Consider the following 1,354-nt stretch of genomic DNA (forward strand, 5'->3'; position numbering starts at 1 on the left):
AGAAACTCGCTGCATCTGGATTTTGTGTTAAAAAATGAAACTCATCAACAAACAGCTTCACATTTTCACTTGTATTTTCCGTAATGTTATCCCATAAATAACTAAACGTATTTAAATACGCTGCCCCTTGTACATCAGCCTCATTTTGCAAGGACTTTAAATCAAACGATAAAAGGTCACTTTGTAAATTAATATTCGTATGCCCATTAAAAATCGTTTTACTACCATTCACATAGCTCTCCAAAATATAATGAAAATCCTCAATCCGTGCGTACCGGTCAGCGTCACGCGCCTTTAAAGCTGCAATTGCCTCATAGACATCCGATAAAATCGGATATGCTGTGCTGGGAATCTCAAGGAAGCTCGTATATTTCAAAATCCCTGCATCACGGTACACTTCACGTAACACAGCATCTAAAATCGCCTTTTCCACCTGCGTAATATCCTGCTTCAATACTTGAAAGAAACCAAGAAGACGCTGAATTTTATCTTTTAAAACCATATCCAAATCAACAGGTCCCTCGTCCATGACTTGCTCGGAAAACACTTCTAATGGGTTAATTTTTGTACTCGAATTACTGCTTAAATGGACAACTGTTCCACCTAAATGCTCGACGATGTTCGTGTATTCATTTTCAGGATCGATAATAAACACCTTCACGCCCCGAGCAAAATAACGTAAAATCTTCTGCACCATATAAGTGGTCTTACCGACACCACTCGTCCCAATGACGACCATATTTTGATTAAGCGTGTTTTTACGGTCCAAATAATCAATGGCAATTAAACTACCCGTATCTTTGTTCACGCCTTCTACATCACTGCGTGGGTTAATCGTTAAAATTTCGGCATCATCAAACGGAAACATACTACTCGCTGCCTCTGTATTGGACTGCTTATACGTGTAATCTCCCAGTAGATTTTCTAAAATTGGCATCGCACTCCAAAACGTTTGGTACATCGCCTTAATCGGTGTCATTGCCTTTAGCTGCAATTTCACGAGCGTATTATGAACGGAATCACTCAGCGCATTTAATTCATCTAGCGACTTCGCCTGCAAATAAATATACGTGTACTGATAAATGTAGCTCGACTCATTTTCAAGAAACTTCATCAATTGATGCTCAGCTGCTTCAACCTGCTTTTCTAGCTGACGTTTTTTCAGTGGATCAAACGTCTTCAATACCTCAGCCTGTTTGTTTTTAATCGTCTTATTATAGTGCTCAACCATTTTCGTCGAATTGGATGATTCTAAAAATTGTACAATCGTAATGTTGCCCTTTTTACGTTTCAGCTCTGATAACCAGTTGCCGTAACGACTCTTTGGGTAATCAATAATCGCTATGACACGAAT

1 protein-coding gene is annotated in these 1,354 nt (G+C 39.0%); it reads right to left on the minus strand.

Going from position 1 to position 1,354, the window contains the following annotated elements; translation table 11 throughout:
* Positions 1 to 1,354, minus strand: a 1,354-nt coding sequence (locus QI30_RS19400) for a VirB4 family type IV secretion system protein (protein ID WP_126992118.1), incomplete at both ends; no start/stop codon positions are given.

This window comes from Candidatus Kurthia intestinigallinarum (assembly GCF_003991225.1).
In the GTDB taxonomy this organism is placed as follows: Bacteria; Bacillota; Bacilli; order Bacillales_A; family Planococcaceae; genus Kurthia; species Kurthia populi.